Source organism: Roseomonas acroporae (assembly GCF_023223525.1).
Lineage (GTDB): Bacteria > Pseudomonadota > Alphaproteobacteria > Acetobacterales > Acetobacteraceae > Roseomonas_E > Roseomonas_E acroporae.
Map to the genome: position 1 here is coordinate 1 of NZ_JALPRX010000106.1, position 4,218 is coordinate 4,218.

General features: G+C 75.3%; 2 protein-coding genes. Both read right to left on the minus strand.

The annotated features are described in order from the left end of the window. Positions 1–254: 254 nt before the first annotated feature. Positions 255–3,014, minus strand: a complete 2,760-nt coding sequence (locus M0638_RS22390; protein WP_248669183.1) for a molybdopterin-dependent oxidoreductase — start codon at positions 3,012–3,014, stop codon at positions 255–257. Further along, a complete protein-coding gene (locus M0638_RS22395; protein WP_248669184.1) occupies positions 3,011–3,826 on the minus strand; it encodes an FAD binding domain-containing protein in 816 nt (271 codons plus the stop codon). Before M0638_RS22395 ends, M0638_RS22390 begins: the two co-directional genes overlap by 4 nt. Positions 3,827–4,218 lie beyond the last annotated feature (392 nt).

The window sequence follows — 4,218 nt, forward strand, 5'->3', positions numbered from 1 at the left end:
GTGGAATTCCCGTAGGCCGGTCGGGGCGGCCCCGCGCCGCTCCGCCCGGCCATCCCATGTCGGGGCAGCGAGCATCGTCGCGCGGCGGCCGGAAGCAGGCGCTTCCGGCCGCCGCCTCGCTTGGGCCGCGCGTCTCCATGCCCGGCGTGCCGATGGCCGGCGTGTCGATGGCCGGTGCCTGTGCCGAGGCGTCACCCCGATCGGGCCCGACCGGGCGCTCCGCCGGCCGCGCCCATCCGCGCCACCCCGCCGGATCATCCCGTTGGCGCCGCCGCCTCCAGCCCCGCCGCCGCCAGCGCCGCGTGCATCCGGTCCGCCTTCAGCGGCAGCGCGCGGAACCGCACCCCCGTCGCATCCGCCACCGCGTTGGCCAGCGCCGGCGCCACCGGGTTGAACGGGCTCTCGCTCATCGACTTCGCGCCGAACGGCCCCAGCCGGTCCACCGTATCGGCGAACAGCACCTCGGTGCGCGGCAGGTCGGCCCAGGCCGGCACGTGGTAGTGGCGGAAGGACGGGTTCTCCACGCGCCCCGCCGCGTCGATGCGCAATTCCTCGTACAGCGCGGCGCCGATCGCCTGCGCGACGCCGCCCTCCACCTGCCCCCGGCACTGCATCGGGTTGATGACGCGCCCCGCATCCGCCGCCTGCACGCTGCGCAGGATGCGGATCTCGCCCGTCCCCGGCCGCACCGCCACGCGGAAGCCGTGCACGTTGAACGCCACGGAGCGCGGCGTGCCGTCGCTGCGCCCCTCGCCGACCAGCCCTTCCCCCGCCAGCGCGGCGAGCGGCAGCCGCGTCCCCGCCGCGCCGGCACCGGCCCGCGCCGCCGGCCCGGATTCCGCGCCCGCCACCTCCACCGCATCGGCCACCAGCCGGCAATCCCCCGGCGCCACGCCGAGCCGCGCCGCCGCCGCCGTTAGCAGCGCCGCGCGCAGCGCCGCCGCCGCGCGCTCCGTCGCCCGCCCCGCCACCACCAGCCCGGTGCTGCCATAGGCGCCGGTATCGTGCCCGACCAGCGCCGTGTCGGCCTGCGCCAGCCGGATCGTCCCCGGCACCGTGCCGAGCACCTCGGCCGCGATCTGCGCGTGCACGGTGGAGGTGCCGTTGCCGAATTCCGCCGTCCCGACCGAAAGCCGGTACGTCCCGTCCGCCGCCAGCGCGATCCGCGCCTCGGCAACATGCCCACGCGGCGGGATGGTGTGGATCATCGCCGCCGCCATGCCCTCGCCCACCAGCCAGTCCGGCCCGGGCGCCGGCGTCGTGTCCGCACGCAGCGACGCCTCGACGAGATCGAGGCACTGGTCCAGCCCGTAGCTGCCGAATTCCACGTCGTGGTGCGGCGGCGCGTGATGGCCGTGCGCGTGGTCCTCCGGCCGCACCACGTTCCGCCGCCGCAGCTCGAACGGATCGATCCCGAGCGCGCGCGCCAGCTCGTCCAGCGCCGATTCCACCGCGAACACGGTCTGGCTCAGCCCGTAGCCGCGGAAGGCGCCGGCCGGCAGCGTGTTGGTGTAGACGGCATACCCCTCCACCCGCTTGTCCGGGCAGCGGTACAGCCCGATCGACTCGCCGCACCCGTGGAACAGCACGCCCGGCCCGTGATTGCCGTAGGCGCCGGTGTTGGAGACCACGCGCAGCGCCATCGCCGTCAGCGTCCCGTCGCGCCGCGCGCCCAGGCGCACCGTGACGCGCATCGGGTGCCGCGAGGGCGCCGCCAGGAACTGCTCCTCGCGCGTGTATTCCAGCCGCACCGGCCTGCCGGTGCGCAGCACGGCCAGCGCCACGATGTCCTCGACCAGCATCTCCTGCTTGCCGCCGAAGCCGCCGCCGACGCGCCCGCATAGCACGCGCACCCGCTCCGGCGGCAGGCCGAACAGCGTGGCGAGCGCACCGTGCACCAGGAACGGCACCTGCGTGCTGGTGCGCAGCGTCAGCACGCCCGCCTCGTCCAGCCAGCCGGTCGCCGCGTGCGTCTCCAGCGCCGCGTGCTGCAGACGCTGCGTCTCGTAGGTCGCCTCGTGCGTCGCCTCGGCCGCCGCGAAGCCCGCTTCCGGATCGCCCTCCACCAGATCGGCCATCGCGACGATGTTGCGCGACGCATCGTGGATGCGCGCCCCGGCGCCCTTCTCCCCGTGCAACAGCGGCGCCCCCGGGCGCATGGCCTCCTCCGGGTCGAACACCGCCGGCAGCACCTCGTACTCTACCCGCAGCGCCCGCACGCCCGCCTCCGCCGCGGCCTCGCTCTCCGCCAGCACCGCCGCGACGCGCTGCCCGACGAAGCGCATCACCGTGTCCAGCACGCGCGTGTCGTCCGGGTCGTCGAGCGGGTTCTCGTGCCGCGCCGTCGAGAACAGCCGGTCCGGCGAATCCTCTGCCGTCAGCACCGCCACCACGCCCGGCACCGCCAGCGCCGCCGCCTTGTCCACCGACACCACGCGCGCATGCGCGTGCGGCGAGCGCAGCAGCTTCAGGTGCAGCAGCCCTTCGGGCGGCGCCATGTCCAGCGTGTAGCGCGCGGCACCCCGCACGACCTCCGGCCCGGCCGGCGCCGGCAGGCTGCGCCCGCACCCACCCTCCGGCTCCGCCTCGGCCACGCCGCCGATCGCATCGGCGATGGCGCGGTAGCCGGTGCAGCGGCAGATGTTCCCCTTCATCGCCGCCGCCAGTTCCTGACGCTGCGACTGGTCCAGGCTCGCCGCCGTCATCACCATGCCCGGCGTGCAGAAGCCGCACTGGAAGCCCTGCGCCGCGAGGAATTGCCGCTGCATCGGGTGCGGCCCGTCCGCGCCTGCCAGCCCCCCGATCGTCGTCACCTCGCGCCCCTCGGCGCGGAAGGCGGGGGTGACGCAGCTATGCACCGGCATCCCGTCCAGCAGCACGGTGCAGGCGCCGCAATCGCCGGCATCGCAGCCCTTCTTGACGCCGAACCGCCCCTGCTCGCGCAGGAAGGTGCGCAGGCACTGCCCCGGCCTCGGCGACGCCGCCACCGGATCCCCGTCGACGCGCATCGTCATGCCGCCAGTTCCTCGCGTATCTCCAGCGCCAGTCGATGCGTCAGATGCTCCCGCCACGCCGGCGCGCCGTGCAGGTCGTCGTACCAGAGCGCCGCCGGGATCGCCGCCGCCAGCGCCGCCCGCAGCGCCGCCTCCCCAGGGATCGCCGGAAAGTCGAGCCGCACCGGCCGCCGCGTCGCCGCCGTCACCGTCAGCCCGAATGCCCCGTCCGCCGCCAGCGTCCCCGCCAGCAGCGCCGCCGAGCGCCCGAGCGGCGTCAGCGACATCTTCCGCAGCGCCGTCCGCCGCCGCAGCGCCGCCGCCGGCAACGCCACCGCGCGCAGCAACTCCCCCGGCGCCAGCGCGTTGCGCTGCGGCCCGTGGATGAATTCCCGCATCGGGATGCGCCGTTCCCCGCCATCCGGCGTCCACGCCACGCCGACCCCGTCCAGCGCCACGCACAGCGCCGCCATCGGCCCCGCCGGCAGCGCCATGCACAGATTGCCGCCCACCGTCGCCGCGTTGCGTATCTTGAAGGAGCCCAGCAGCGCTTCGCAGCACGCGCCGAACAGCGGCCCGGCGCGCCATTCCGGCGGGAACTCCGCCGCCGCCAGGCGCGACAGCGTGCAGGTGGCGGCGATTCGCAGCCCCGCCGGCCCGGTCTCCAGCGGCGGCCAGCCGAGGCCGGCGAGGTCGATCAGCCGCGTCAGCCCGGGCTGCGGCTCGGAGAACAGCCAGGTGCCGCCCGCCAGCCAGGCATCGCCGTCGCGCCAGGGGGCGAGATCCCCGCGTGCCCGGGGCCGGCCGATCTCGGTGATGGTGTTCAGGTCCATGCGTGGCTCCGGCTCGGCTTCGGGGCTCCGCCCCGGACCCCGGCAAAGAGGGCTTCGCCCTCTCTGCACTCTCCCACCAAAGGGCGAAGCCCCTTTGGAAACCCCTTTTCAGGAAAAGATGGCCCACCCGTTGCAACAACCGGGCCCAGACGAAGAGAGGTCCGGGAGGGCCTCGCCCTCCTGGTGGATGGGTCCCCAGGGGCCTTTGGGGAAGGCAAAGCCTTCCCTGGCGGGGTCCGGGGCGGAGCCCCGAAATCTCACCCCGTCGGGATCAGGCACACCACGCCGGAGACGATCGCGAAGCCCAGGATCAGCATCCGGAACCGCGGCCCCGCCAGCCTCGCCCCCGCGCGCCGGCTCAGCACCACGCCGAGCGCCAGCGGCGGCACCAG

Coding starts and splice junctions, on each gene's coding strand:
- M0638_RS22390 (WP_248669183.1), bottom strand. CDS start 3,014: ATGACGATGCGCGTCGACGGGGATCCGGTGGCGGCGTCGCCGAGGCCG.
- M0638_RS22395 (WP_248669184.1), bottom strand. CDS start 3,826: ATGGACCTGAACACCATCACCGAGATCGGCCGGCCCCGGGCACGCGGG.